The organism is Clostridium ljungdahlii DSM 13528 (assembly GCF_000143685.1).
Lineage (GTDB): Bacteria > Bacillota > Clostridia > Clostridiales > Clostridiaceae > Clostridium_B > Clostridium_B ljungdahlii.
Window position 1 is genome coordinate 443,368 of sequence record NC_014328.1, and the last position, 26,925, is coordinate 470,292.

20 protein-coding genes are annotated in these 26,925 nt (G+C 32.1%); 8 read left to right on the plus strand and 12 right to left on the minus strand.

Annotated features, from left to right (window positions below; all coding sequences use genetic code 11):
- The first annotated feature begins 106 nt into the window (after nt 1–106).
- Both CLJU_RS02070 and CLJU_RS02075 read left to right on the plus strand, forming a co-directional pair.
- On the plus strand, nt 107–1,378 hold the full coding sequence (locus CLJU_RS02070) for a WS/DGAT domain-containing protein (RefSeq protein WP_013237106.1): 1,272 nt from the start codon (nt 107–109) through the stop codon (nt 1,376–1,378).
- Between the two features lie 32 nt (nt 1,379–1,410).
- Entirely contained in the window at nt 1,411–2,061 is a 651-nt protein-coding gene (locus CLJU_RS02075; RefSeq protein ID WP_013237107.1) for an HAD-IA family hydrolase, read from the plus strand.
- A gap of 149 nt (nt 2,062–2,210) precedes the next feature.
- Here CLJU_RS02075 and CLJU_RS21195 read toward each other — a convergent pair whose 3' ends face one another.
- The 4 genes from CLJU_RS21195 to CLJU_RS02095 all read right to left on the minus strand — a co-directional run bounded on the left by CLJU_RS21195 (nt 2,211) and on the right by CLJU_RS02095 (nt 7,204).
- On the minus strand, nt 2,211–2,918 hold the full coding sequence (locus tag CLJU_RS21195) for a collagen-like domain-containing protein (RefSeq protein WP_013237108.1): 708 nt from the start codon (nt 2,916–2,918) through the stop codon (nt 2,211–2,213).
- 223 nt (nt 2,919–3,141) lie between these two features.
- Entirely contained in the window at nt 3,142–4,521 is a 1,380-nt protein-coding gene (locus CLJU_RS02085) for a COG1361 family protein (RefSeq protein WP_013237109.1), read from the minus strand.
- Between the two features lie 96 nt (nt 4,522–4,617).
- A complete protein-coding gene (locus tag CLJU_RS02090) occupies nt 4,618–5,991 on the minus strand; it encodes a hypothetical protein (protein ID WP_013237110.1) in 1,374 nt (457 codons plus the stop codon).
- Nucleotides 5,992–6,352: 361 nt separating this feature from the next.
- Nucleotides 6,353–7,204: an AraC family transcriptional regulator gene (locus CLJU_RS02095; protein ID WP_013237111.1), complete on the minus strand. Its 852-nt coding sequence runs from the start codon at nt 7,202–7,204 to the stop codon at nt 6,353–6,355.
- A 136-nt stretch (nt 7,205–7,340) separates the two neighbouring features.
- Between CLJU_RS02095 and dapA the strand changes: the two genes are divergently transcribed.
- The 3 genes from dapA to CLJU_RS02110 all read left to right on the plus strand — a co-directional run bounded on the left by dapA (nt 7,341) and on the right by CLJU_RS02110 (nt 10,038).
- Nucleotides 7,341–8,222, plus strand: coding sequence for a 4-hydroxy-tetrahydrodipicolinate synthase (gene dapA / locus CLJU_RS02100; RefSeq protein ID WP_013237112.1), 882 nt, complete (start codon nt 7,341–7,343; stop codon nt 8,220–8,222).
- Nucleotides 8,223–8,255: 33 nt separating this feature from the next.
- Nucleotides 8,256–9,524, plus strand: a complete 1,269-nt coding sequence (locus CLJU_RS02105) for a dicarboxylate/amino acid:cation symporter (RefSeq protein WP_013237113.1) — start codon at nt 8,256–8,258, stop codon at nt 9,522–9,524.
- Between the two features lie 268 nt (nt 9,525–9,792).
- On the plus strand, nt 9,793–10,038 hold the full coding sequence (locus tag CLJU_RS02110; protein ID WP_013237114.1) for a hypothetical protein: 246 nt from the start codon (nt 9,793–9,795) through the stop codon (nt 10,036–10,038).
- A 665-nt stretch (nt 10,039–10,703) separates the two neighbouring features.
- Here the strand turns inward: CLJU_RS02110 and CLJU_RS02115 are convergent.
- From CLJU_RS02115 to CLJU_RS02145, 7 genes are all read right to left on the minus strand, one after another.
- Entirely contained in the window at nt 10,704–11,975 is a 1,272-nt protein-coding gene (locus tag CLJU_RS02115) for a SpoVR family protein (protein ID WP_029170207.1), read from the minus strand.
- 5 nt (nt 11,976–11,980) lie between these two features.
- Nucleotides 11,981–13,177 carry a sporulation protein YhbH gene (yhbH, locus tag CLJU_RS02120; protein ID WP_013237116.1) on the minus strand — a complete coding sequence of 399 codons (1,197 nt, stop codon included), beginning with the start codon at nt 13,175–13,177 and terminating at the stop codon, nt 11,981–11,983.
- A 4-nt stretch (nt 13,178–13,181) separates the two neighbouring features.
- Nucleotides 13,182–15,104 carry a PrkA family serine protein kinase gene (locus tag CLJU_RS02125; protein ID WP_013237117.1) on the minus strand — a complete coding sequence of 641 codons (1,923 nt, stop codon included), beginning with the start codon at nt 15,102–15,104 and terminating at the stop codon, nt 13,182–13,184.
- Between the two features lie 217 nt (nt 15,105–15,321).
- Nucleotides 15,322–15,813 (minus strand): MarR family winged helix-turn-helix transcriptional regulator, encoded by a 492-nt coding sequence (locus CLJU_RS02130; RefSeq protein ID WP_013237118.1) that lies wholly within the window; start codon nt 15,811–15,813, stop codon nt 15,322–15,324.
- Entirely contained in the window at nt 15,770–17,347 is a 1,578-nt protein-coding gene (locus CLJU_RS02135) for a DHA2 family efflux MFS transporter permease subunit (protein ID WP_013237119.1), read from the minus strand. The genes CLJU_RS02130 and CLJU_RS02135 overlap by 44 nt, the downstream gene beginning before the upstream one ends.
- Before the next feature lie 12 nt (nt 17,348–17,359).
- A complete protein-coding gene (locus CLJU_RS02140; RefSeq protein ID WP_013237120.1) occupies nt 17,360–18,013 on the minus strand; it encodes an HlyD family secretion protein in 654 nt (217 codons plus the stop codon).
- Between the two features lie 20 nt (nt 18,014–18,033).
- A complete protein-coding gene (locus CLJU_RS02145) occupies nt 18,034–19,002 on the minus strand; it encodes an HlyD family secretion protein (protein WP_013237121.1) in 969 nt (322 codons plus the stop codon).
- Between the two features lie 457 nt (nt 19,003–19,459).
- Between CLJU_RS02145 and CLJU_RS02150 the strand changes: the two genes are divergently transcribed.
- From CLJU_RS02150 to CLJU_RS02160, 3 genes are all read left to right on the plus strand, one after another.
- A complete protein-coding gene (locus CLJU_RS02150; protein WP_013237122.1) occupies nt 19,460–20,509 on the plus strand; it encodes a carbamoyl phosphate synthase small subunit in 1,050 nt (349 codons plus the stop codon).
- A gap of 44 nt (nt 20,510–20,553) precedes the next feature.
- Nucleotides 20,554–23,760 carry a carbamoyl-phosphate synthase large subunit gene (gene carB / locus CLJU_RS02155; protein WP_013237123.1) on the plus strand — a complete coding sequence of 1,069 codons (3,207 nt, stop codon included), beginning with the start codon at nt 20,554–20,556 and terminating at the stop codon, nt 23,758–23,760.
- A 132-nt stretch (nt 23,761–23,892) separates the two neighbouring features.
- Nucleotides 23,893–25,065: a M20 metallopeptidase family protein gene (locus CLJU_RS02160; RefSeq protein WP_013237124.1), complete on the plus strand. Its 1,173-nt coding sequence runs from the start codon at nt 23,893–23,895 to the stop codon at nt 25,063–25,065.
- 643 nt (nt 25,066–25,708) lie between these two features.
- On the opposite strand, the gene CLJU_RS02165 is transcribed toward CLJU_RS02160, so the two are convergent.
- Nucleotides 25,709–26,923 (minus strand): sensor histidine kinase, encoded by a 1,215-nt coding sequence (locus tag CLJU_RS02165; RefSeq protein ID WP_013237125.1) that lies wholly within the window; start codon nt 26,921–26,923, stop codon nt 25,709–25,711.
- Nucleotides 26,924–26,925: the final 2 nt, after the last annotated feature.

Below are 26,925 nucleotides of genomic sequence, written 5' to 3' on the forward strand. Positions count from 1 at the left end.
AGGAAAATCCTATTAAATTAATTTTAAATGGTAATTGACAGAAACAGGTTTGATGTTTAACATTAAACCTGAAATTTTTGCGTATATTTTAATAGGAGTGAGTGATATGTTAATGACTGATGTTAAAAGGTATAAAGCTGAAACTTGGGACATAATGCAATTTATGTTTGAAAAATTCAATGATCATCAACTTCATTGTGTAATTGAATTGGATAGCCATATTGATGAAAATTGTTTAAAAAAAGCAGTGTATATGTCAACTTGGGAATTTCCATTAGTAATATGCAAATTTGTAGAAAAGAAGTCCTCACCTTATTGGCAAAGTTGTAAATTTACAACAGATGATATTGTAAGAATAATTGAAACGGAAAAGGTTCATGAGGAGATAGAAAAATGTATTGTACTAAAAACAGATACATTTAAAGGACCACAACTTAGAATAAATATTATAAGAAGTAGTACCCGTGATTGTCTTTGCATAATAATTAATCATATGCTCTGTGATGCTGCAGGCTTTAAGGATTATCTTTATATGCTAAGCTCTATATATTCCAACCTAAAAGATAATCCGGGTTATACCCCTAATTTTCAGATGAGTTCTAGAAGTGCAAAACAGGTACTGGATAACTTTAGTGATTTGGATAAGGTTAAAATATTTTTTTCTTCATCACAGGTATCCAAATACAATGGGGGCATCTATTTCCCATTGGAAGGAGATAATAATAATCCTTTTGTTGTTATTCATAAGATTACCAAAGATAGAGTTAGGTTTATAAAAAAATATGCTAAGGAAAGTAAAACAACTATAAATGACATTGTTATTGCATCATATATAAGGGCTCTTCAAAAGGAATTACATTGCAGCCATATAGCTCTTCCTTGTCCTGTGGATCTTAGGAGGTATATTCCAGAAAAGAAGGCACAGGGAATATGTAACTTAACATCAAATATGGTATGTGATATAGGAAAAGATATAGGTGAAAATTATAAAGAAACTCTTTTAAAGGTAAAAAAGTCCATGGAACATGAAAAGAAAAGTTTTTCATGTCTTAATGGTCCAATGATGCTTGAAATTATATTTTCTCTATTACCTTATAAATTTGCAAAATCACTTGTATGCAAGTTATTTCATAACCCTCCTATAGCTATGACCAATATTGGAATTATAGATAAAGAGAAACTTTCATTTTATGGAGCTGGAGTTAAAGATGCTTATATGAATGGATCTATTAAATATAATCCTTATTTTCAAGTTGCACTTACTACCTTTGATGATGAATTTACCTTTAGTGTAAACTTTTGCGGTACACAGAAAGATAGACAGAAGATCCAGAGTTTTTTGCAAACCCTTGATGATGAACTCCCTAAACTGATATAATTTAATTTATATAGAATTTGGGGGAATATAAAATGAAATATAAATATATATTATTTGATTTGGATGGAACAATTACAGAGTCTAAGGAAGGAATAACTAAATCAGTACAGTATGCATTGAAGAAATTTGGTATTATAGTGGAAAGTCTTGATTTGCTTGAAAAGTTTATAGGACCACCATTAAAATACTCATTTAGTGAATATTTTGGTTTTGATGAAAATAAGTCTCTCGAGGCAGTGCAGTATTACAGAGAATATTTTGAGAAAAAAGGAATAATGGAAAACAAGGTATATGATCATATTGAAGATTTACTAAAACAATTGAAAGAGCTGAAGTTAAAATTAATTATAGCCACATCAAAGCCTACTAAATTTTCAAATATAATATTAAATAACTTTAATCTGACCCCCTACTTTGATGCCATTGTTGGCAGCAATATGAATGGGACAAGATGTACAAAAGGAGAAGTAATAAAGCATGTATTAGAAAAGTATAGGATTAATTCTGATGAAGCTGTAATGATAGGAGACAGAAAATATGACATGATAGGGGCAAGACAAAACAATATGGATTCTATAGGAGTAACCTATGGATATGGATCTCTAGAAGAATTAAAAAATGAAAATCCAACCTATATTGCAGACAGTGTAATGGATATATTGAATAAAGTTACACAGCAATAAAGAGATTATAAGCAAAAAATCAACTTATACTCCGAATGTTTTCCACTAAGACTTATATACAAAATATTTAAATGTGCTTGTTTATTGTAAAATGTTTCTACGTATAAGTTGATTTTTAAGTTAGAAATTTATATTATACGTAAGATCCTTCACTCTATTTTATCCTGGAGCTGCTTTATCTTTTTTATGTCCAGAATAGCCAGAATCTCCTTTAGCTTCTTTATCTCTATTTCATCTAATCCAGGGCAACACGGATCTCCTTTTGGACCTCTAGGGCCGGGACAGCCAGGGTCTCCATCATGTCCTCTAGGACCAGGACAACCAGGGTCTCCTTTTGGACCTCTATCTCCAGGACAGCCCTTATCACCTTTATCGCCTTTAGGGCCAGGACAGCCAGGATTTCCTTTGTCACCTTTAGGCCCAGGACAACCAGGATCGCCCTTATCGCCTTTAGACCCAGGATCGCCCTTATCACCTTTATCGCCTTTAGGACCAGGACAGCCAGGATCGCCCTTATCGCCTTTAGACCCAGGATCGCCCTTATCACCTTTATCGCCTTTAGGGCCAGGACAGCCAGGATCGCCCTTATCGCCTTTAGATCCAGTGCAGCCGGGATCGCCTTTATCGCCTTTAGGACCAGGACAACCGGGATCACCTTTTGGACCTTTCTTACCGCAAATTGTTATACATTTATGATAACAATCATTTTTTGATTCATCATGACATTCAGAACCATCCATATTGTGTTTACTTGTCTCATCAAGTTCCATTTCCTGTGTCTCAATATTTTCACTTTCATTTTTATCAACAAATTCACGGCTGCTTTTTGAGTGATCCGATCTTCTATGCTTTGCCATATATTTATTTCCTCCTTTTTATAATGATTTAGATAACATATCTAAAGTTGTGTCAAATTAAAAATCAATAGAAATAAGGCTTACTTAATTTAAGGACTTCATCCTTAATACATAGTATGTTGATTTATTAATATTGCAACATAATCAAGGCTTAAAATTATATATGCCAGTACTTTAAAAAATACTGGCATAATTAAAATTTTGTTATATTATATGATTAAATTTAAGAACATGGTTGTCTGCAGGTTAGGTTAAGTGTAATATCTATATCAGATTTAACAGGTAGGTGTCCTGCACCAAGGAATACCTGAGAATTTGGCTCTGACAGGACTATGCTGTTTACAGTATTTTCGATAGTTGCAGTACCGAACAGTGAACTTGATATAACTGTAAAACGTACTGTTCTATTTATTGATCCTCCTGCAGGTATTTGGAGGTTATTATCGCTAAGTGTAATATTTATAGGGCCAACTATATTAGTGCTAAGAGGAACTGATTCCTCACTTGAAGTAAATTTGGCAGTGAATCCACCAAAATCATTAAACTGTAATGTTATACCAGATGGTATGAAAAAATTGTCAATTACATTGACAGTAGTATTAGGCGATAGGTCTATAGAGGAAATTGTTACTGTAAACGAAGCGCTATTTTCATTAATATTGCAGCATTTTACAACACCTAGTTCAACAGCACTAAATTCCGTTGAACAAGTATCTGTACTTTCTGTGCCTGTTGCGGATGCTCTAACTGTATTGTTTACAGTATAGGTTCTAGGCACAGTTATACTAGTAATTGGAATTGTATAAGTTACAGGTATTGTATCTCCCGGGCTAATGGTACCAAGATTTCCACTTATAATAACTTCTCCAAGAACAGTTGTATTTATTGAAAGGGTAGATGGATTGACTGTAATTGTACCTAGTACCAGTGCGGATGAAATAAAAACCGTATCAAGATACTGTACGTTATTAAGAGCAGCATTTCCTGTATTTGTAACATTAACTGTGTAGTTTAAGGTTACTTGATTATTGGTAATTGTATGATTACATGTTTTTATTACTGAAAGTACTCCCTGATCATTACATTTAGGAAGAAGAAGGCAATCGCAATCAAAAGTTAATATATTGTTAGCAGCTTTTATTTTTATTGGCTGTGTGTCAGTAGGAAAATTGCCTACTAATTCAATTCTATATTCTACACTTACGCCTTTTTGGTATCTTTCGCTAACTTCTATTTTTAGCCATTGAAAGCCTGAAGGTGCATTACCAAAATTAGGATCAGTTAAAGATAGTGTAAAATTGATAGATTGAAATTGTCCACACCCATCTATTTTTTCAAAAACTTCTACACTTTGGGATGATATAGATTGACAAATAGGAATAACAAAATTACTTATAGATCGGGTATCTTTATTGCAGTCAGTAATAAACTTATAAGTCCAGAAAGATTTTGTAAGCAGAGGATCATAAGCTGGATTGTTGACTACCCTTCCATCAGAAAGAGTCTGGCATTGTGGTTGTACAACTGAAATACCATTTTGTGCTCCACAGCAGCATATATTTGTATAGGATGTGCAGCTACATGGCTGTACTTGGTCTGCCATATAATATCACTCCTCTTTTATTCTAATTAAAATTATAACTCTAATTTAATATATTAAAAAATTAAAAAGGCGTTACAAAGATAAGAATTTGTACATTTACTGGCATTTGACACTAGGAAGTATATCTATGTTAGATGTTGATGACAGATTTTTTATATCAATAAGTACCTGTGAATTAGGATTTGCTAGAGTAATACTTTTTAAAGTATTTGTGATAGTTATCTTGCCTGCTATTGTACTGGATATTACTTTAAATGTAATTGCTTTGTAGGTGCATCCATCTTGTAGTATTTTGAGATTTCTGCAGGTGAGTATAATATTTTGTGGACCAGTTATATTGGTGTTAATAGGCACAATATCATATTTATTGCCAAATGTAGCAGTATACATCCCAAAATTATTAAATTGTAAAGTAATCCCAGATGGAATGAATAAGTAATTTATTATGGTTACTTCTGTGTCAGGTGAATAACGCGTATTCCATATTGTAAGTATAAAAGAGACTTTATTTTGATTTATTATACTACAGTGATTTTCTGAGCTAAGTTTTACCACATCAATATTCGAAGAGCAGACGCTGTGAGCTGATGTATACATAGCAGAAACTACAACATTGCTGCCTATTTTGTATTTTTTTGGTTTAGTTATATTTTCTACTGGAATTGAATAGATAACTGTTAACATTTGACCAGGTTTTATTATGTCAAAACGTCCGTTGATTAGAATTTGACCGGGTATATTTCTATCAATAGAAAGATTAGATGTATTAATGTGTATTTTACCTAGGATAAATGAAGTTGGAATATATATTTTATCGTTATAAATAACGTTATTGAGAGCAGTGTTTCCTGTATTTAAAATATTGACCTTGTATTTTAAAATAGCTTTGTTATTGATAATAGAAGTGAAGCAGCTCTTTTTTACAGTAAGATTTCCTTTAGAATTACAAGTTGGTACAAGTATACTATCTTCAGTAAATTTAATTATATTATAAGTTGTTTTTATTTTTAAGGACTGACGACTAGAGACATAATTCCCGAAAATTTCTAAAATGTATTCTACACAAACTCCTCTATAATATCTTTTTAAATTTTCTATTTTTAACCATTTAAATCCTTTAGGAGCATAGTAGAAAGAAGGATCATTTTTTATAAGGGTAAATGGAACAGGATTGAATACAGTGTTACAGTCTAGTCGTTCATAAACTTTAATATTTTCTGACTTAATTAAGTGGCAAATAGGAATACCAATACTTTTTATACTTCCATCCATTTGCATATCACAGTCAATTATGAATTTGTATGTCCAAAAGGATGATGCAAGTGACGACACATAAGCTGGATTGTTTACAGTACTTCCATCTGGAAGTACCTGATATTCTGGCTGTATTATTGAAATACCATTTGAATATTTGCAGGAGTATATGTTTTTATAAGGTATTTTATTGTAAGGTTGAGAAGAATCTGCCATAAGAAATTTCCTCCTTTAAAATATATAATTTTTAAGTCTTAATAATTAATATATTTACAAAATGTTTTAGTGATACAAAAATTCAAAATTTGATAATAAATATAGTTTTTTATATAAAAAAGAAGACGCTTGGAAAGTAGATGGAAATTATGAAAAGATATTTAATTAAGCAACTACTTAGTAGTAACTGGAAAATTATTGGTGTACATTGGAAAGCATATATTAGACAGGATAAATGATATAAAAAAGAGTACGACAAAAAAGCCTAAGGTTTTAGATTTGTCAAAAGTTTTTATTGTGACGAAATTTGTTATTACATGCTTTGTATAAGTTAACTTTCAAACTAGAAACTCTACAGAAGTTAGCTCTTGTAGTATTTTTTAGGAGAAAGTCCAAACATCTTTTTAAAGGCTCGCACAAAGTTGGAGTAATCTCCAAAACCAGATTTTGCACATGCATCTGATGCATTTTCACCGTTGGTTATTAATAAATTAGCCATAATCAATCTTTTTTGAAGTATATAATTGTGAAGGGTATACCCGGTTTGTTCTTTAAATTTGTGCATTAAATAGTACTTACTTACATAAAATTTAGAGGATAGAGCATCTACAGAAAGGTTTTTGCTTAAGTTTTTATTTATATAATCTAGAATATTATCCATGCTCTTATCATATTTTATGTCATTGGACTCTGAAATATTTTTTTGTTTTAAAAACAATCTATTTATATAGACTATAAACTGTAAAAAATAGGATACTCTCAGCACGCTGTAACCTAATTCTTTGTTTTTAAAGGTATCTTCAATCTGAAAAAGTATTTTTTTTACATCTGCAAGCCATGTACTTTCGAGTCTCAATAAATTAAATCTTTGTTTTGATGCCAGTTCAAAGCAGCTTAATAAATTACAGTTATGATTATATCTTACTAAAAAGTCTGAATTTAACCACATAATTATACGTTCATAGGTTTCGTTTGAGTCTATTATAGCTTTGTGTATATCATTGCTGTTTACAAGAAGTATATCCCAGGGCTTTAATTTGTAAGATTTACCTTCTATTAGATAGGTTACATTGCCTGATATAAATATTACTATTTTATTAAAATTATGATAGTGAAATTGGAATTTAATATCTCTTTTATCTTTTAAGTGAAATATTTCAAAGTCACTTTTCAAATGACCTCTCTTTACTTTTTGAGTTGTATTTTTAATCATTCAACCATACCTCAACTATATTATATTTATATGCTAAAGCATTTTTCGCAATATTTCAAGCACTTTTCGCAATAAAACAAGTAAAAAATCAGTATATAATAAATATAAAGATTAAATCAAAAAATGAGGTGTTTTTATGAGTTTATTTACTGGTTCTGCAGTTGCAATTGTAACTCCATTTAAAGATGGCACTGTAAACTTTGACAAATTAAAGGAACTTTTAGAATGGCATATAAAATCAGGTACGAAAGCTATAGTTATTTGTGGAACTTCAGGTGAAGCTACTACAATGACGGAAAAGGAAAAGAAAGATACTATAAAGTTTACTGTAGATACGGTAAGTGGAAGAATACCAGTAATAGCTGGTACAGGTAGTAATTGTACTGCGCAGGCTGTAGATATGAGCGTATGGGCTGAAAGCATAGGTGTAGATGGTCTTCTCGTAATTACTCCTTATTACAATAAAACTACACAAAAAGGAATTATAGAACATTTTAAAGTAATAAACGATAGAGTAAAAACTCCTATAATAGTTTACAATGTTCCAGGAAGAACAGGATTGAATATACTTCCAAAAACTTTGAAAAAATTATGCGAATTTAAAAACATAAGCGGAATAAAGGAAGCCAGTGGTAATATAAGTCAAATTGCTGAAATGAAAGCACTTTGTGGTGAGAGAATTGACATATATTCTGGAAACGATGACCAGGTAATTCCAATATTGTCTTTAGGGGGATGTGGGGTAATATCTGTAATGGCGAATATAGTACCCTGTGATATGGAAAAAATGTGTGAATTATTCTTTAAAGGTGATATAAAGGCTGCACTTAAGTTACAGTTGGATTTATATTCACTTATAAAGGCAATGTTTATAGAGACGAATCCTATTCCAGTAAAAACTGCTATGAACATTTTAGGCAAAAATGTTGGAAACTTAAGACTTCCACTTACTACTATGACAGATGAAAACTTAAAAATATTAGAAAATGAATTAAAAAATTACGGACTTTTAGGATAGAAATTAACAGTTTGTAGAAAGGAGTGATAGGAAATGAAAAGCTTTTTTAAAAACTACAAATTTTCCATTATATTATTAGGCTCAATAATTTTAGGTGCAATTATAGGCGTATTGTTAGGATCTAAGGCACTAGTATTAAAGCCCTTTGGGGATTTATTTTTAAATTTAATGTTTATGGTTATAATACCTTTGGTATTCTTTAGCGTTACTTCTGCTATAGCAAACATGAAAGGTATGAAAAGATTAGGTAAAATTATGGCAAGTACCTTTGTAGTATTTATATGCACTGCGCTTGCAGCGTCTGTAATTGGTTTTATAGGTGCTTTAATAGTAAATCCTGCAAGAGGTATAGATTATTCAGCCCTTAAAAAGATTGTAACAGCTGGAGGAGGTGCTGCTGATAAAGTGAAGCAAGTAGGGCTTTTACAGCAGATTGTAAATACTCTTACTGTTTCAGATTTTGTTTCTCTGTTTTCTAAAAGTAATATGCTGCAGCTCATTGTATTTTCAGTACTTTTTGGTATTTCGACTTCAGCCCTTGGGGAAAAGGCTGAACCTGTTGCAAAATTTTTAGAGGCAGCATCTAATGTAATGATGAAAATGGTTAAAATAATAATGTACTATGCTCCAATAGGTCTTGGATGTTATTTTGCTGCAGTAATAGGATCTCTTGGACCACAAATACTTCAGGGATATTTAAGAGTATTTATTCTATATATAGTTATATCAGTTATTTATTATTTCGGGTTCTTTACTTTCTATGCATTTTTAGCTAGTGGCAAGATTGGAATTAAAACATTCTGGAAAAACGCTGTAGCTCCAACAATAACAGCACTAGCAACTTGCTCAAGTGCAGCAAGTATTCCTGTTAATTTAGAATGTACAAAAAAAATGGGAGTACCAGAGGATATAGTTGAAACGGTAATCCCATTAGGGGCAAATATTCATAAAGATGGTTCTGTAATTGGTGGTGTTATGAAAATCACTTTCTTGTTTGGACTATTTGGAAGAAGTATGACCAGTCCTTCAGCCATACTTTCCATAATTTTTGTATCCTTTTTAGTTGGAGCTGTAATGGCAGCTATACCTAGCGGAGGTATGATTGGTGAGATGCTTATATTAAGTGTATACGGACTTCCAACGGAGCTGCTTCCTATAATTGCAGTTATAAGTGTAATAATAGATGCACCGGCTACTGTGCTTAATTCTACAGGAAATACAGTAGCTAGTATGGTAATATCCAGACTTGTAGAGGGAAAGTTAACATTTGAAAAAAAGTATGGCATAATGGAAGATAAGTAAGACTATAAGATTGTATAACTTAACTTTTGCACATATAAAATTTTGACTTAATACAAAAATAATGCGAAACAATTTTTTAAATAACAAAGAACAAAGTGCAAATATCAAATAAGGATAATTTTCTTCACTATGCTGCGAAAAATCTTAAAATTATAGATTCCCTGAGGTACGAAGAAAGCTATCAGTATTTGAACTTTGATATTTGGACTTTAAACTCTAATTATTAATTCTTAACTATTAACTCTTAATTAGATAAAGGGGGTATTTTATGAAGTATAAAATTGGACATGAAATTCAATTTACTCAGAGTTTTTGGCTGCCAGTAGAAGGTGGTAAAAAGCTGAAGGTATTAAAAGGAGATAAAGCCGTAGTGGTTAAAAAAATAGATGATAATTCAGGAGAAATATTATATATGACAGGGGAGGCTTCCGGCAAAAGCCAAGTTATAAATATTCAAGTGGATGATGAGATAGATGGGGATTATATAGCAAGACAAATAATGGAAGAACTTTAATTGAAACATCATAGAATTTCCAAACGAAAAATCACTTATACTGCGAATATTTTTAGTAATTAAAAATTAAGAGTTAAGAATTAATAGTTATGGATGATTTTCTTCCGTTGGCACTTCAGAAAATCTAAAATAGGGTATCACTTACGCAAAGCCTCAAATTGACCTTCACTATTAATTCTTAATTATCAATTCTTAACTTAAAAGTATGCCTGCGTATAAGTTGATTTTTAAGTTAGAATACCTATGCAGATTGTAGAGTTTAAAAATAAATCTATAAGTGTTGAAAATTGCTAATTATAAATCTTGGTTGAATTTATAATTTTAACATTTAAATTAAACTGACAATTTGGACAAGTTTAATTCTAGGATTAACTATCTAGAGGGCTTTAAACCTAGAAAATCTATATAGTGATTTTAATTTGAATTTTAACTTATACAAAAAAATGTAATAACAAAATTGAAAGCACCTTTAAAAACTTTTCCATAAGTCTTAGTGAGGTATTTTAGAAAATCTTAGGAGCTTAGATATTGTTTGAGGTACGAGTTTAGCTAAGGTTCTTAGATTTTCAAAATACCAAACTTTAGACTTGCCAAAAGTTTTTAGGGTGTTAAAATTTGTCATTACATGCTCTGTATAAGTTAATTTTCAATCTAGAGACTTTATATTAATCACATCTTAAAGTTTTATAAGTAATAGTAGTAGGCTCGCTGCAGCATACTTCTATATCTTCTTTGCTTATTTTAGTGTTTAATTTCACGGGATATCCCCACAATTCATAAATGCATTTTAAAGTAGCTTCCATATAATTTGAATTTAATTCTCTCCCATCGTAAATATGTTTTAATACGAGGGTATTGTCCTTTTTTAAAATATCATCAACAACGATATTGGGAATGGAACCCATGCCACAATTATTGCATAGGGTATTTCTAATTTCAATCCAGCCCTTTTCATCAGGAATTTCTTTTATTACATAGTCACTGCGCTGTTTTGCATATTCAAATAAATTTAGTTCATAACACAGCTCTTTTGTTAAGTATCTTCGAATAAAAGATGCATCTCTTTCCAGTGCTCTTACTTCAAATATCTTATTTTCTCCGTATCTTTTATCTAAGTCTTCAAATATTTTAAAGCCAATATAATAGGGGTTAATTCCTCCCATAATAGGTGTAATTATATCATTGTGTCTTTTAATGAATTCAATGTGAAGTGAAGGCGAAAGGTCGAGTCTATTTAAGGTCTTATAATGCCAGTAACTTGCCCAACCTTCATTCATAATCTTTGTTTCAACCTGAGGTATAAAATATGCAGTTTCTTTTTTTACTACATATAAAACATTTTTTTGCCATTCTTCTAGTTGACTGTGATTTATAATAAAATCTATTAAATCTTCTTTTGATTCCTCCTCTGTTTTTTTTGCACCTATGGTTCTGTTTGTTTGAAATCTTATGGAATGAGCGGCATTTAAAATTTTTTCTACTCCTTCATACCCGATGCTTGGGTCATTTATATATTCTCTTATCATATCTGCATCATTTTTAAACATTTCAAGAGTATAGGATGCTTTAGTACCCTCTTTAAACAACCTGTTATTTTTAAAGAAATCATTGTGTCCGTATACATGAGCCATTGTTAGAATTTGCAGTAGTAGTGTATTGTCCTTCATCAAATAAGCAAGACAGGGATTTGAGTTTATTACCATTTCATAAGGAAGTCCTGTAAGGTTATATTTGTAAAGTGATTTTGTCCTGTCATAGGATTTGCCAAAACTCCAGTGAGGGTATCTAGCAGGCATTCCCAGATAGGCTTCGTATCCTATCATGTCTGTATAACTTACAATTTCAAATTCTTGAGGATAAAAGTCAAGTCCTGATTTTTTAGATGTATCTTCTATAATGTCACACCATTTTTCTAAATCTGTACCTGTATATTCCAGAAAAATCACCTTCCTTCCAGTTCTTTTTTCAGTATTTTTTTAAGAGATATCCATAAGTCTTGCTTCTCATTAATAGTTACAGTGGAAAAGTTATTTTTATCTATTCCTCGACGGAAAATATTTTTTATATTACTTCCAAAATAACTGGGTATGATTTCGGCATAGCTAAAAAGATTACAGACTTCACATAAATCTTTGGCAGCTTTTAAAGCACGCTCGTTGTCTTCATCCCAATTGTCACCGTCACTTACATAAAATGTATATACGTTCCAGTAAGCAGGATTATAATTTTCTTCAATTACCTCAAGAGCTTTATTCAATCCGCTGGATATATAGGTCCCACCAGATTCTACCTTGTGGAAAAATTCATTTTCAGTAACTACTTTTGCTTTAGTGGAGTGAGAAATAAATTTAATTTCAACATTATTGTATTTAGCTTTTACAAATTGATACAAAATAAAGAAAAAGGATCTAGCTAAGAATTTTCTAGTGCTATCCATGGAACCTGATGTATCCATTACACATATGACAGCAGCATTTAATTCACGCTTTTTTTTCTCCTTTATCCTGAAATATCTTAAATCTTCCTGTCTAAAAGGAAATCTTGAGTCTATATCTTTAGAAATAGTTTCATTTTGAAATAGTGGGTCTTTGGAAGCTTCTCTAATAGCTCTTTTAGAGTTTTGCTGTCTTTTTAGTTTTTCTATAACAGTTCTTTTCTTAGCAAGCCTTGGATTTATTCCATTTCTTTGATATCCTGATTTTTTTAAGGATTTTTTAGATAATAATTCTGAAAATTTTTTTTTGTCCATCAAAGGTAGCTCCATATCTTCAAGAAGGTAATTCATAAGTTCTTCTAGGGTAATTTCAGTTTCGTACATATCTTCCCCTTCTTCGTTGCCTGCACCGCCTTTGCCTCCATTTTTCTCTAGGGATCTTCCAATTTTATCTCCTCTTTTTTGAGATCCATTTCCACTTCCAACTTGGGGACTATTGTCTCCATATATAAAGTGGTATTCTTTAATGCCTTTTATGGGAATTTTAATTTTCTTATCTTTACTCTGACCTATAATGCTTTCTTCTGATATTATATCTGCAAGATTATCCTTTATGGATTTCTCTACTAATTGTTTGTGGCGCCTTCTATCTTCTAAGGATCTATCATGGTGATCCCTTGGATCAAATTCTCTAAAAATAGCCATAATATCAATCCTTCCATAGGTTGTTGGCAGCATATTTTAAAATAACGTCACAGCAGTGGTCACAATATCCATCTGCTTTCATTTCTTCAACCATGGAATTATATTTTTCATTTTGTTCCTTGCCCCTTACTTTTGATTTAGTTATAACTCTGGATAGTTCTTTTACAGATGCAGTGAGTTTTTTCTCAATAGCTTCTTTAAGAGGTTCATAGGAAGTATAGCTGATTTTTCCTCCATTTCTTATAACGTAGAACATATATGAAGTTACATCGGTTCTAAATCCTTTTGCAGAATTTTCGGAGATGCCAATATGTTCTTCTATAGATCTCATGAAAGTCTCATCTGGTTCTAATTCTTCTCCAGTAGATTGATCCTTAATTTTATTTTTATTTACATAAGCTTCTGCATGATCTAGGTAATTGTCAAAAAGGCTTTCTGCCTGTTCTTTAAAACTGTGAATAAAAGCTCTGGTTATTTCTTTTTCCAATACTTTGTTATATTCTTTTCTAATGGTATCTTTTATAAAAGTTAAATATCTTTGTTTATCATCTTCAGCTGTGTCTAAATCTTTAACTGCTTTTGTTAAGCTTTCCATTACGCTGAGAGGATTTATACAGTTGTACTCTGAGTTTGAAAGTGCACTATCTAAGGCTTTTACTATAAACCTGGTGGAAATGCCTGTCATTCCTTCTCTAGAACCTGCTTCCTCTTTTAATTCTGAAAAGTCAATTTTTTTAGTTGTGCCTTTTTCAACTATATCTTCTCCATTATAAATTTTTAATTTTGTCATAGGATCTACCTTGTTGGAAGGTGAAAGTCTGGATAGAATTGCGAACATTGCTGCTATTTCTATGGTATGAGGTGCTATATGTGCATTAAATTGACTCTTGCCAAGTATTTTTTTGTATATTTTAATTTCTTCATTTAATTCCATGCAGTAAGGAACTTCAATTTTTACTATTCTATCTAGTATTGCTTCGTTAGTATGATCAGATTTAAATTTGTTCCATTCAGATTCATTAGAATGTGCTAGAATGATTCCATCAAAATAAATCATTGAACCCTTACCTGGAGATGGAACTGATTTTTCTTGGGTAGCTGTAATTATTGTGTGAAGATATTCAACATCGTTTTTAAAAACTTCAATAAATTCTACAAGCCCTCTATTACCTACGTTGAAAGCACCATTTAGTGAGAATATTCTAGGATCATCTTCAGGATACATATCCATCTTTGATATATCAATAGAACCTGTGAGTACAGATGTATCTTGGTTATTAGGATCAACTGGTGGTACTACTCCAATGCCCTTTCTTGATCGTATGGAAAAGTCGGTAGTAGTTACAGGAAATTTTTCATATTCGCCGCCGTAATCATGCTTTAGCCTATATTTACAAACAGGGCATAAATCGCCTTCAATTTCTACACCGAGTGCTTTTTCAAAGCTTCCTTTTAAATGTTTTGGTATAAGGTGCAGAGGCTCTTCTCTCATAGGGCATCCTTCAAGAGCATAAATAGGCTCTGAGGTTTCAAGAGCTTTTTTAATTGATTCTACTAGAGATGATTTACCAGCTCCTACAGGACCTACTAGGTAAAGCACCTGTCTTGATTCTTCTCCCATCATTGCTGCAGAGTGGAAATAATTCACTAATTTCATTATGACTTTGTCAATTCCAAAAAAGTCATCTTTAAAAAAGTTATACCTTCTAATTGGTTCATTACCGTATAATTTTTTTATTCTTGGATTTTCTTCAGGTTTTAAGACTTCATAACCTTTATTCATTATAATATCATACATTCTTCTATGAGATAATTTTACGATTTTAGGGTTCTTTTTTACAATTTCTAAGTACTCTAGAAAAGTTCCTTTAAACTCATGTTTTTTCCTTATTTCCCTGTCTTTTTCAATTATATCTTTAAAGTTCATATTCTCCTCTCCTTTTTATTATATCTATTAAATACTACGCAGCATAGGTATTTATTATGTATAATAATTGATAGCACTTGTGATTTCAATCAAGTGATTCTTAGATTCAGGTGGAGTTTGCTTAAGAGGATGGAAGCCACGGATAAATTTATAAGGATCAAAAGAAAGGTAAAGGGAAAATACTTCAGCAGCAAATTTTGCGGAAGCATTTTCCCTATTATTTAAGATCTTCTAATAGTGATTTGTAATGTTCTAAGGCATGAATAAATTGATCTACTGTCTCGTTATCCATATTTCTTATAGTATCGGATATACAGTTGGAAATAAAGACTTGTCTTATGTTTACTATATCATTGCTTTTTTTAAATTTTTCTGATATAGATAGTTTTACAATTCTCCTGTTGTTTTCAGGTATTTCTCGGGTTACAATGCCTTGATTTACCAAACGATCTATTATACCGGATACTGTACTCTTTGCAAGCAACAAATGATTGCTCAACTCATTTAATGTCATACCAGGTTTTTTATATAGATGAACTATAACTGCCAGTTGAGGTACCGTAAATCCGTATTGTCCTGCAATCTCTCTAAATTTATGACCAATAATTTTATGGATACTTTTAAAAAGATTAATTATTTTATCCGATTGCTCTAATATTAATTCATCATTTCGTGGCGGCAAGTTCTTTTGTGTTGGTATTGTGATCATCTCCTTTCACTGTTTTTTTACTTTTCATCATTAAAGTTAAGACTATAGTGACAATTACTATAACAGAAGTAATAGCAACTGCATAAGCCATAGCATCTATAGTAGCCTGTCCTTGAAACAATTTACTTAACGTAGATAATGCAGAGGCTTTAGCTGTGCCTTGGGGCAGGCCTTCTTGCATATATGATTTCGTAAGAATATTTATTGTATCATTAGCGGGTTTATTGTAGACATTTATTTGCTCAGATAATTTTAAATAATTATAGTTAGTTTTGCTTTGTATTATGGCGGACATTATTGTTACGCTGAGGGAACTTGCTATTTGTCTTATAGTACTAGAAAGAGCAGATGCTTTCCCAATTAAGTTTTGTGGTACTACATTCATTCCTGCAGTATTAATTGGCATCATGGTAAATCCTAGCCCAATTGACCTTATACATAGAATTAAGGTTATCATTTCTCTACTGGAATTCATGTTTATTAAAACTGAAAGATGATAGGAACTTAAGGCTAGTATTATAAGTCCGGGTATAACTAAGGGCTTGGCACCAATTTTATCAAACAAGTTACCGCTAACAGGCATTAGTATTCCAACTACAAGTGCAGCAGGCAGCATGATTAAACCTGTTTCCATTGCTGTATATCCTCTTATGTTTTGGAGGAATAAGGGCAGCACGTATACCCCACCCATAAGTGCCATGGTCAAAACGCAGATTATTATTTGACATACACTAAAATCAAATAATTTAAATACAGTGAGGTCTAAAAGTGGCTGTGGGTGGGTAAGTTCATTTACTACGAATAGTATAAGACTTAGGCATCCTAAAGTCAAAAGCAGTGGGTATTGTACTTTGCTCCAGTCAATTGAAGTCCATTCTCCAAGTACATATAAAATGCTTACTACTCCAATTGTAGAGGATAAAAATCCTATTACATCAAAAGACTTAAATGTAATTTTTTGGGAGTCTTTTAGTAGAATTCCAGCTAAAATTACACCTAGTATGCCTATGGGAACATTAATGTTGAAAATAAGTCTCCAGTTCATATTTTGAATAATATATCCACCTAAAGTAGGTCCTATGGAAGGCGCTGCCATGGAAGCTATTCCCCAAATTCCAAGGGCTAGGCCTATTTTATCTCTAGGAAATATTTCATATATTATGGACATACCTACAGGCATTATCATGCCGCCGCCTAAAGCTTGTATAATACGAAATACTATCATAGATGTATTGTTCCAGGCAAATCCACACAGCATGGAGCCCAAAGTGAACATTGCAAGCGCAAACATATATATTTTTTTAGAACCGAAAACTTCCTGAAGATACCCCGTAAGAGGTATAATTGCACCAAGAGCTAGGGTATATGATGTCAGTATCCATTTTGAATCATCCATTGATACTCCAAAGACTGCCATCATCTTTGGAATAGCGATATTAACTATACTACTGTCAAGTATGGACATAAAAGTTCCTATTACTACAACAATTAATGCTAGCCAGCTGTATATAGATTCATTGTTGTTTTCTTCCATTATATCACCCCATTACTTTATGCGAATTTTAACAACGGCATTGGTACCTGGAAGTATTTTGTTGTTAAATTTGTCTAGAGAAATTTTTATAGGTATTCTCTGAACTACTTTTGTAAATGTACCACTAGTAGTAGTTGGTATAATAGATAGTGCAGATTGGGCTGCTTCTCCTACAGATTTTACTTTACCGGTAAATTTTTGAGACCCATACTCATCTATAGTAATGCTAACTGGCTGTCCAACTCTTATTTTTCCAAGCTTTGTTTCTTCTATGTCAGCAGTTATATAAAGTTTATTTGGATCTATTAAAGTAGCTAGGGTTTGACCAGGAGACCAAATTTCACCGATGGTTCCCTGCTTTTTAATAATTATGCCATTTATAGGTGATCTTATTAAAGATTGATCTACCTTTGAATCAGATAGGTCTGACATTTCTTGACGAGCTAATATTTGATTTTTAATAACAATATCTCCTTCATCCACATTGAGTTCTAGCAATTTACCACTGATTTGTGGAGTTACGTTGACTAGGTCTGCATCTACTCTTGCATCGTCTGTTGAAACATAGTAGGTATTTTCATACCAATAATAAAATCCTATACTACTGAGTGCGGCTGCAATTACTACTAATATTCCTACAATCAATATTTTTCGTTTCTGTTTCATATTTGAAATACCTTCTTTCTCTATTTTTCAAGTCCAATTTCAGCAAACATACCGGGTTTTAGCTGTGAATCTTTATCTGTTAGGCTTACTTTAACTAAAATGTCTCTGCTTTCAGAATTTAAATTAGAATTTATAACGGCTATTCTACCCTTAAATTGTTTATCTGGTATTTCAGATACTTTTACAGCTACTTCTTGTCCTTCTTTAATTTGACTTACAATATCTAAAGGTGCATAGGCATTTACATAGAGGTTGCTGGAATTTATTATAGAAAGAAGTGTTGCACCAGGGGATACTGTATCTCCTACATTGACATTTCTTGTGTTTACTACTCCAGAAATAGGTGCTGTAATAATAGCATTGCTTAGAGCTGTCTGTGCAGTTTTTAAAGCTGCTTGAGCTTGATCTACCTGTGCTTTGTAAACATCTATAGATGATTTTGTGGGACCATTTTCTAGCATAGCGAGTTGTTCTTGGGCAGTTTTATATTGTGAATCTGCTGTAGCAAGCTGCTGATTGGCCGAATCCAATTCCTGCTGAGTTGCTGCTCCTGCATTTACTAAAGCCTGTACACGGTCGTAGTTCTTTTTTACTGTTTCGTAACTTTGAGAAGCACTGCTTACAGAAGACTGAGCTTCAGCGATTTGTTCAGGACGAGTGATGTTTTGGGCATTAGTTAAATTTGCATTTGCTGTATTTAAAGCTGCTTGGGCTTGATCAACTTGTCCTTGAAGATCTTTTGTATCTAGTTTAATAAGTACGTCGCCTTCATTTGTTTTTGAACCCAAGTCAACGGATATTTCAGAAACTTTTGCTGAAATTTTTGAAGTTATATTTGCCTGTTCATTTGTTGAAATTTTTCCTCCCATTAAAAATTGATCATTGGTATTTTGATTGATGTTTTTAATATTTTTACTTGTAGTATTTGTAGAACCGCAGCCTGTCAAAAATATTACTGTAGCCAGGCTAAATAAAATAGCTTTTTTCATATACAACCTCCTTTAATGGTTTATTCAAGCATTATTTGTATAAAAACTGTTCGTGTATTAACAGTTCTTATTATATACCCGTTTGTTTTCATTTTCAAGAATATTATTCCAAGTAATAATTTAAGTTTTATCTGATAATTGATTTTGCCATACTTAAACAAATAGGATGTTTAATTTAAAAAATACATTTTTTGATACTTGACATAAGTGTATATTTTAATTAAAATAAAGTTTAGAATTTAAGTGAAAAATACACTTTAAATTGGTCCTGTGAGGCCAGAAAGAGGTATGTTATGGGTAAGCTTTTTTATATCCTAAAAAAAATGAATAGTTTTGTATTTGAATATAGAAACTTTGGCAATAGAAAAATTATTTTTTAAAATTATTTTTCTGTTGCTTTTTTGTTTTTTAAGATGGATAAGTGTATTTTTACTTGTAAAAATGCAGGAGGTATATTATGAAAGCAAAACTTATATTGGAAAATGGAAGTATCTTTGAAGGGGAAGCTTTTGGGTATCTAAAAGATACTATAGGTGAAGTAGTATTTAATACTGGGATGACAGGGTACCAGGAGATACTCACAGATCCTTCTTATTATGGACAGATAGTAACTATGACTTATCCCCTTATAGGAAATTATGGAATTAACTTAGAAGATATGGAATCATCCAGTCCAAAAGTAAAAGGGTTCATTGTAAGAGAAGTATGTAGTTATTCCAGCAATTTTAGGTCTGAATTAGAACTCTCTGATTATCTTAGAACAAATAAAATTTTGGGACTTTCAGGGATTGATACTAGAGCACTTACAAAAATGCTTAGAACAAGTGGTACTATGAAGGGAATTATAACTATAGAGAACTTGGACTTTGCAGCTGTAAAAGATAAAATTAAATCTTTTTCCAATAAAAATGCAGTATCTGAGGTAAGTACAAAGGGAAAATATGCTATAGGTGAAGGCAAAAGAAATGTTGCTATTATGGATTTCGGAATTAAAAAAACTATGGTAAAAGCATTTGTAGATAGAGGATGTAAAGTAACTGTATTTCCTTCGAATACTAAAGCAGAAGAGGTACTTCAAATTGATCCAGATTTGATATTTTTATCAAATGGTCCGGGGGATCCAGATGATCTTACCTGTGAAATTGAAAATATAAAAAAGCTTATAGGCAAAAAACCTATTATAGGAATATGTCTTGGACATCAGCTTTTGGCATTAGCCCTAGGGGGAAGCACAGCTAAACTCAAATTTGGTCACAGAGGGTGCAACCATCCTGTAAAAGATCTTGTAAGTGGTAAAGTGCATATAACTTCTCAAAATCACGGCTATTATGTCAATAGACTGCCTGAAGATATGGAAATAACTCATGTAAGTTTAAACGATGGAACTATAGAAGGAATGAAACATAAAAGTCTTCCTATATTCTCAATACAATTTCATCCGGAAGCATGTCCGGGACCGGAAGACAATAATTATATATTTGATGAGTTTATGAAATACGCACTTTAAAATAGTTGAGAATTGTACATTGAATAGAAGGGAGATAGGTTTTTATGCCTTTAAATAAAAATATTAGAAAAGTATTGGTAATAGGATCTGGCCCTATAATTATAGGTCAGGCAGCAGAGTTTGATTATTCTGGGACTCAGGCTTGTGAATCTCTTAGGGAAGAAGGGTTAGAAGTTGTACTTATAAACAGTAATCCAGCAACTATAATGACAGATAGGGAGGTTGCTGATAAAGTTTATATAGAACCTCTTACAGTTGAATTTGTAGAAAAAGTTATAAAAAAAGAAAGACCTGACAGCCTTTTAGCAGGCATGGGTGGACAGACTGCATTAAATTTGACAGTGGAACTATATGAAAAGAAAATACTTGAAAAATATAATGTGAATATAATAGGTACCTCTATAGAAGCTATAAAAAAAGGTGAAGATAGAGAACTTTTTAGAGATACTATGAATAAAATAAATCAGCCTGTTGTGGAAAGTGAAATAATAACAGATATGGAAAGCGGTAAAAAATTTGCAAACAGAATAGGTTATCCTGTTATAGTAAGACCCGCATATACCTTAGGTGGAACAGGCGGCGGAATAGCTGAAAATGAAGAACAGCTGGAGACTATACTGGAATCGGGACTAGAACTTAGTTCCATAGGGCAGGTACTTCTTGAAAGAAGTATAAAAGGCTGGAAGGAAATCGAATATGAAGTTATGAGAGACAGCTTTGGAAACTGTATAACTGTATGTAACATGGAAAATATAGATCCTGTTGGAATTCACACAGGAGACAGTATAGTAGTAGCCCCTAGTCAGACCTTATCTGATAAGGAATATCAAATGCTTAGAACTGCATCCCTTGATATAATAAACGCAGTTGGAATAGAAGGCGGATGCAATGTCCAGCTGGCACTTAATCCAAAATCTTTTGAATATGCAGTTATAGAAATAAATCCAAGAGTAAGCCGTTCTTCAGCTTTGGCATCAAAGGCTACTGGATATCCTATTGCAAAGGTTGCAGCTAAAATAGCTCTTGGATATGGACTGGATGAAATAAAAAATGCAGTTACTAAAAAGACTTATGCTTGTTTCGAGCCATCTCTTGACTATGTAGTAGTAAAAATTCCTAAATGGCCATTTGATAAATTCCACAATGCGGATAGGGAACTTGGCACAAAAATGATGGCTACAGGTGAAATAATGGCAATAGGCAGTAACTTTCAAGCAGCATTTTTAAAAGGTATTAGATCTCTTGAAATAGGGGCCTATTCTTTAGAATATAAAAAATTTAAAGATTTCACCATGAAAGAACTTAAAGAAAGAATAGCATATCCTGATGATGAAAGAATATTTGCGATGGCAGAAATGATTAGGAGAAAATATAGAATTGAAAAACTAGCTGAGATTACAGGAATAGACATATTCTTTATAAAGAAATTCCAATGGATAATAGATGAAGAAGAAAAATTAAAGTTAAGTGACATTTCCAATATGGATAAAGAGTGGCTAACTTTGCTTAAAAGGAAAGGATTTTCAGATAAAGGCATAGCAGATATGCTCCGAGTATCTCCGGAAGAAGTATATAAGCTTAGAAATATATGGAGCATAACTCCGGCTTATAAAATGGTAGATACCTGTGGGGGAGAATTTGAAGCCCTATCACCTTATTATTATTCTACTTATGAACAATATGATGAAGTTCAGGTTTCAGATAAAAAGAAGGTTATTGTAATAGGCTCAGGACCTATAAGAATAGGTCAGGGAATAGAATTTGACTATGCTTCTGTTCACTGTATAAAGACCCTTAGAAAGTTAAATATAGAAACTATTATAGTAAATAACAATCCTGAAACTGTAAGTACAGATTTTGATATTTCAGATAAATTGTATTTTGAACCTATAACTGAAGAAGATGTACTAAGTATAATAGATAAGGAAAAACCTTATGGTGTAATACTTCAATTTGGTGGAGAAACTGCCATAAAGTTAGCAGAATTTTTAAAGGAAAAGAATATAGTTACCCTAGGTACAACAGCAGACCAAATAGATGAGGCAGAAGACAGAGAAAAATTTGATGACCTTTTGGAAAGACTAAATATAAGTAGACCTAAGGGAAAAGGTGTCTGGTCTGTAGAAGAAGGATTGGAAGAAGCAAGAAGATTAGAATTTCCTGTACTTGTAAGGCCGTCTTATGTACTTGGTGGTCAAGGAATGGAAATAACTTACGATGAGAAAGAACTTACTTACTACTTATCCATGGCTTTTAAGAAAGATAGGAAAAATCCTATATTAATAGATAAGTATTTGATGGGAAGAGAAATAGAAGTAGATGCAATTTGTGATGGAGAAGATGTGCTTATACCTGGAATTATGGAGCATCTTGAAAGGGCTGGTATACACTCTGGTGATAGTATAACTATGTATCCTAGTCAGAATATAAGTGATGAAATGAAGAAAAAAATATTGGATTATACCGAAAAGCTTGCAACTGGAATCGGAATAAAAGGTATGATTAACATTCAGTTTATAGAGTATAAAGGAAATCTGTATGTAATAGAAGTAAATCCAAGAGCTTCAAGGACAGTTCCATATATAAGCAAGGTGAGCGGTGTACCTATAGTTGATATTGCAACTAGGGTAACTCTGGGTGAAAAGCTAAAGGATATTGGGTACGGAGTTGGAATTTCAAAAGAACCAAATATAGTAGCAGTTAAGGTGCCTGTATTTTCTACACAGAAGCTTCCAAATGTTGAAGTATCACTTGGACCTGAAATGAGGTCAACTGGAGAAGTGCTGGGTGTTTCAAATACTCTTACGGGAGCACTTTATAAAGGATTTTTAGCTGCAGGAATGTTTTCTAATATGAAAAATGGAGTAATGCTTGCTACTATAGGAGATCACGACAAACAAGAATTTTTACCTATAGCTAAAGAAATTTACAAAATGGGAATAAAATTTATGGCTACTCGAAATACGGCAAAACTTTTAAGAGATAACGGAATTGATGTTAAAGAAGTTAGAAAGATGAACGAAGAAAATCCTAATATAATAGATGTCATAAAAAATGAAGAGGTGGATTTAGTTATAAATACACCAACTAAAGGGAACGATTCTAGAAGAGATGGATTTCACATAAGAAGAACAGCCGTAGAGAGAAACATTCAAGTAATAACTTCTTTAGATACATTCAGAGCTATGACCTATGTCAAATCAGAAGATGTAGATAGTGATGAATTAGATGTATTTTCAGAGTATCAATGAATCTTACTTAGTTGGAAAAGCAGATATCCCAAATCTTTGATTTGGTGATAGTCACTTTCACAGAGTGCGTGGGAGTGTTACAGTAGGCAGCCATCAGATAAGTAAAAATACAATAATGAAAGGTTTGAAATTATGAGTGATATAAAGGAACTTACAGAAAAATATTACCCAGAAATAGTTGAGCTAAGAAGATATTTTCATAAATATCCAGAGTTAAGTAAAAAAGAATTTGCTACTCAAAAGAAAATCATTGAAGTACTGGAGGGCTTAGACTTAGAAATTAGAAAAGCTGCTGGTACAGGAGTTATTGCTGAATTAAAAGGTGAAAAACCAGGTAAAATTATAGCAATTCGAGCAGATATGGATGCACTTGCTATAGAAGATGAATGTGGAAAGCCTTATCAATCTCAAAATAAGGGTGCATGTCATGCTTGCGGTCATGATGGACATATTGCTATGCTTTTGGGAGTCATAAAAGTGCTTAGTAATCTTCGTCATAAGATACAGGGAACTGTAAGATTTATATTTCAACCTAGTGAAGAAGAAGTAGCTGATGGGTCAGGAGCAGCGGCAATTATAGCTGATGATGGACTAAAAGATGTAGATGCAATTATAGGAGCACATCTATGGCAGCCTGTTAAATTTGGAACAGTAGGAATATCTGCTGGTCCTATGATGGCAGCAAGTGATGAATTTACAATAGTTATTGAAGGAAAAGCAGGGCATGCCTCTATGCCACATCAGACTATAGATTCTATATTAACGGCATCCCAAATAGTGGTGGCATTGAATACAATTGTTGGAAGAGATGTAGACCCAATGAAGCAAGCTGTTGTATCCGTTGGAGTATTTAACTCAGGGCGTGTTTACAATTCCATAGCAGGAAGAGCTGAACTAAAGGGAACAATAAGGTCTCTTGATGAAAATGTGCGAGAAAAAGTATTTGGCCATATAAAAAAGATAGTAGAAGATGTGTGTGATATGGCAGGTGCGAAATGTGAAATCGAGAGAGATAGGTGCACTTATGTGCTGTCAAATGACCCTAAGGTTACTAGTATTGTTTTAGAAGCTGGTAAAGAGATGGTTGGACATAAAGCTCATGCTATAGAGCCTTTTATGAGTAGTGAGGATTTTTCGTACTATTTGCAAAAGATTCCAGGGTGCTTCATCTTTGTAGGTGTAGGTAATCCTGAAAAAGGTATTATATACCCTCAGCATCATCCTAAGTATGACATAGATGAGAGAGCCATGGCATACGGGGTAGAAGTCATGAGCAATGCTGCATTGAAATTACTTTCAAGTTAGAAAACCTATAGAATTTATAAATGAAAAATCAACTTATACTTCGGATATTTTTTACAACCTTCAGCTCGTTAAGTATTTTGATAAGGCTAAGAAAAAAATTCAAAAAAATACTGAGGAATTTTGAAAACTCGTACCTCAAACAATTCAAAAGTCCTAGATTTTTTAAGAATTTTTTTCTAAGACTTATATACAAAATATTTAAAAGAGCTTCATTATTGTAAAAATATGCCTGCGTATAAGTTGATTTTTAAGTTATAGAATCTGGATAGGTTTTCTAAGTTAAATTTGTCAGCATATGAATTGGTATAAATGAACTTTTCATATATAAACTCCATAGAGTTTTTCTACATGTACGTTCATTTTTATGAATAATATTATATGAGATATTATAATTGAAATTTTAACTTATACATAAATATACTAACAAAATTGAAATTACATTTAAAAACTTTTATAAAAATAAGTCTTAGCTTGGTATTTTAGAAAATCTTAGGTACTTAGATGTGTTTGAGGTACGAGTTTATCTAAGTACCTTTAGGTTTTCAAAATACCAAGCTTTAGACTTATTAAAAGTTTTTAGTGTAATGAAATTTGTTAGTATATGGCTGTTCTAAGTAAACTTTCTACTTAGAAACTCTATATTTTAACTCACCGGAAATATAACTTTAAAAGTAGATCCTTTACCTACAGTACTTGATACATCTATAGTTCCATTATGTTCTTCCACTATGCACTTTGCAATGGAAAGTCCAAGTCCAAAATTACCCTGTCTATTTGATCTAGATTTATCAACTTTGTAAAATCTCTCAAAGATTTTATTTAGATGCTCTGGAGCTATACCCTCCCCTGTGTCAGACACTGTTATTTCAATTTTATTTTTTATTTTTCCTAAAGTTACTTTGATGGAGCCACCTTCAGGGGTATGTTTTATTGCATTGTCAACTAAGATAGTTATAAGTTGGTTGATCCTTCCCTCATTCCCTAAAAAAATTATATCCGGATGAATATCTGATAAAATGGCTATTTTATGTTTTGTGGCAACTGGTTCAAGAGGAACTACAGATTTAGTTACAGCACTGCTTATATCAAAGGAAGAAGTATCAAATCCGTTTTTATGAGAATCTGATCTAGCAAGAAATAGAAGATCTTCTATGAGTTTAGTCATTCGTGTAGTTTCAATCTTAATATTTTTAAGCCATTTATCCTGGCTTTCTACGGTTTCATCTTTATTGTCTAGTACTATATCTAAATTAGTGGTTATAACTGCAAGGGGAGTTCGAAGTTCATGGGATGCATCTGCAGTAAAAGCTTTTTGTTTTTTCCAGGCATTTATAATAGGTTTTAGAGATATGTTGGCAAGGAATAAGCTTATTATAAATACAAAAACGAGACTTATTATGTAAATTGTTACAGATATAGTAATCAATCGACGCAGTACTTCATCGTCGAAGGCTTTATCTTGAAAAACCACAATAAGTCCATAGCTTTTAGGAACTTTAATATATCTCAAAATATAATTTCCATATGTTGAAGTGCCGTTTAGTTTGTCTTTCTTTAATATTTTTTCTAATAGTTCTTTATAGTCTTTTTCAGACAATGGGGAATTAGGGGATATTTCCTCAATTTGATTTTTAAAATTTATTTTTATAAAAAAGCTTTCAGAAGCAGTCATGTTTTTGTCATGAGGCCCGGAAGGTGGAATATTTTCCATTTCAGCTGTTTTACTCATACGCATATAGGCAGAATGTTCAAAACTTGTGTTCATAAGTATATATATGCCTGAAAATATGGTTATTAATACCAAGCTTGTAAGTATTAAATTGATTAGAATAAGTTGTATTTTTAATTTACGAAACATAA

What these genes read in the sequence shown, in the direction of transcription:
- CLJU_RS02070 (WP_013237106.1), top strand. Translation starts at nt 107, where the DNA reads ATGTTAATGACTGATGTTAAAAGGTATAAAGCTGAAACTTGGGACATA.
- CLJU_RS02075 (WP_013237107.1), top strand. Translation starts at nt 1,411, where the DNA reads ATGAAATATAAATATATATTATTTGATTTGGATGGAACAATTACAGAG.
- CLJU_RS21195 (WP_013237108.1), bottom strand. Translation starts at nt 2,918, where the DNA reads ATGGCAAAGCATAGAAGATCGGATCACTCAAAAAGCAGCCGTGAATTT.
- CLJU_RS02085 (WP_013237109.1), bottom strand. Translation starts at nt 4,521, where the DNA reads ATGGCAGACCAAGTACAGCCATGTAGCTGCACATCCTATACAAATATA.
- CLJU_RS02090 (WP_013237110.1), bottom strand. Translation starts at nt 5,991, where the DNA reads ATGGCAGATTCTTCTCAACCTTACAATAAAATACCTTATAAAAACATA.
- CLJU_RS02095 (WP_013237111.1), bottom strand. Translation starts at nt 7,204, where the DNA reads ATGATTAAAAATACAACTCAAAAAGTAAAGAGAGGTCATTTGAAAAGT.
- dapA (WP_013237112.1), top strand. Translation starts at nt 7,341, where the DNA reads ATGAGTTTATTTACTGGTTCTGCAGTTGCAATTGTAACTCCATTTAAA.
- CLJU_RS02105 (WP_013237113.1), top strand. Translation starts at nt 8,256, where the DNA reads ATGAAAAGCTTTTTTAAAAACTACAAATTTTCCATTATATTATTAGGC.
- CLJU_RS02110 (WP_013237114.1), top strand. Translation starts at nt 9,793, where the DNA reads ATGAAGTATAAAATTGGACATGAAATTCAATTTACTCAGAGTTTTTGG.
- yhbH (WP_013237116.1), bottom strand. Translation starts at nt 13,177, where the DNA reads ATGGCTATTTTTAGAGAATTTGATCCAAGGGATCACCATGATAGATCC.
- CLJU_RS02125 (WP_013237117.1), bottom strand. Translation starts at nt 15,104, where the DNA reads ATGAACTTTAAAGATATAATTGAAAAAGACAGGGAAATAAGGAAAAAA.
- CLJU_RS02130 (WP_013237118.1), bottom strand. Translation starts at nt 15,813, where the DNA reads ATGATCACAATACCAACACAAAAGAACTTGCCGCCACGAAATGATGAA.
- CLJU_RS02135 (WP_013237119.1), bottom strand. Translation starts at nt 17,347, where the DNA reads ATGGAAGAAAACAACAATGAATCTATATACAGCTGGCTAGCATTAATT.
- CLJU_RS02140 (WP_013237120.1), bottom strand. Translation starts at nt 18,013, where the DNA reads ATGAAACAGAAACGAAAAATATTGATTGTAGGAATATTAGTAGTAATT.
- CLJU_RS02145 (WP_013237121.1), bottom strand. Translation starts at nt 19,002, where the DNA reads ATGAAAAAAGCTATTTTATTTAGCCTGGCTACAGTAATATTTTTGACA.
- CLJU_RS02150 (WP_013237122.1), top strand. Translation starts at nt 19,460, where the DNA reads ATGAAAGCAAAACTTATATTGGAAAATGGAAGTATCTTTGAAGGGGAA.
- carB (WP_013237123.1), top strand. Translation starts at nt 20,554, where the DNA reads ATGCCTTTAAATAAAAATATTAGAAAAGTATTGGTAATAGGATCTGGC.
- CLJU_RS02160 (WP_013237124.1), top strand. Translation starts at nt 23,893, where the DNA reads ATGAGTGATATAAAGGAACTTACAGAAAAATATTACCCAGAAATAGTT.
- CLJU_RS02165 (WP_013237125.1), bottom strand. Translation starts at nt 26,923, where the DNA reads ATGTTTCGTAAATTAAAAATACAACTTATTCTAATCAATTTAATACTT.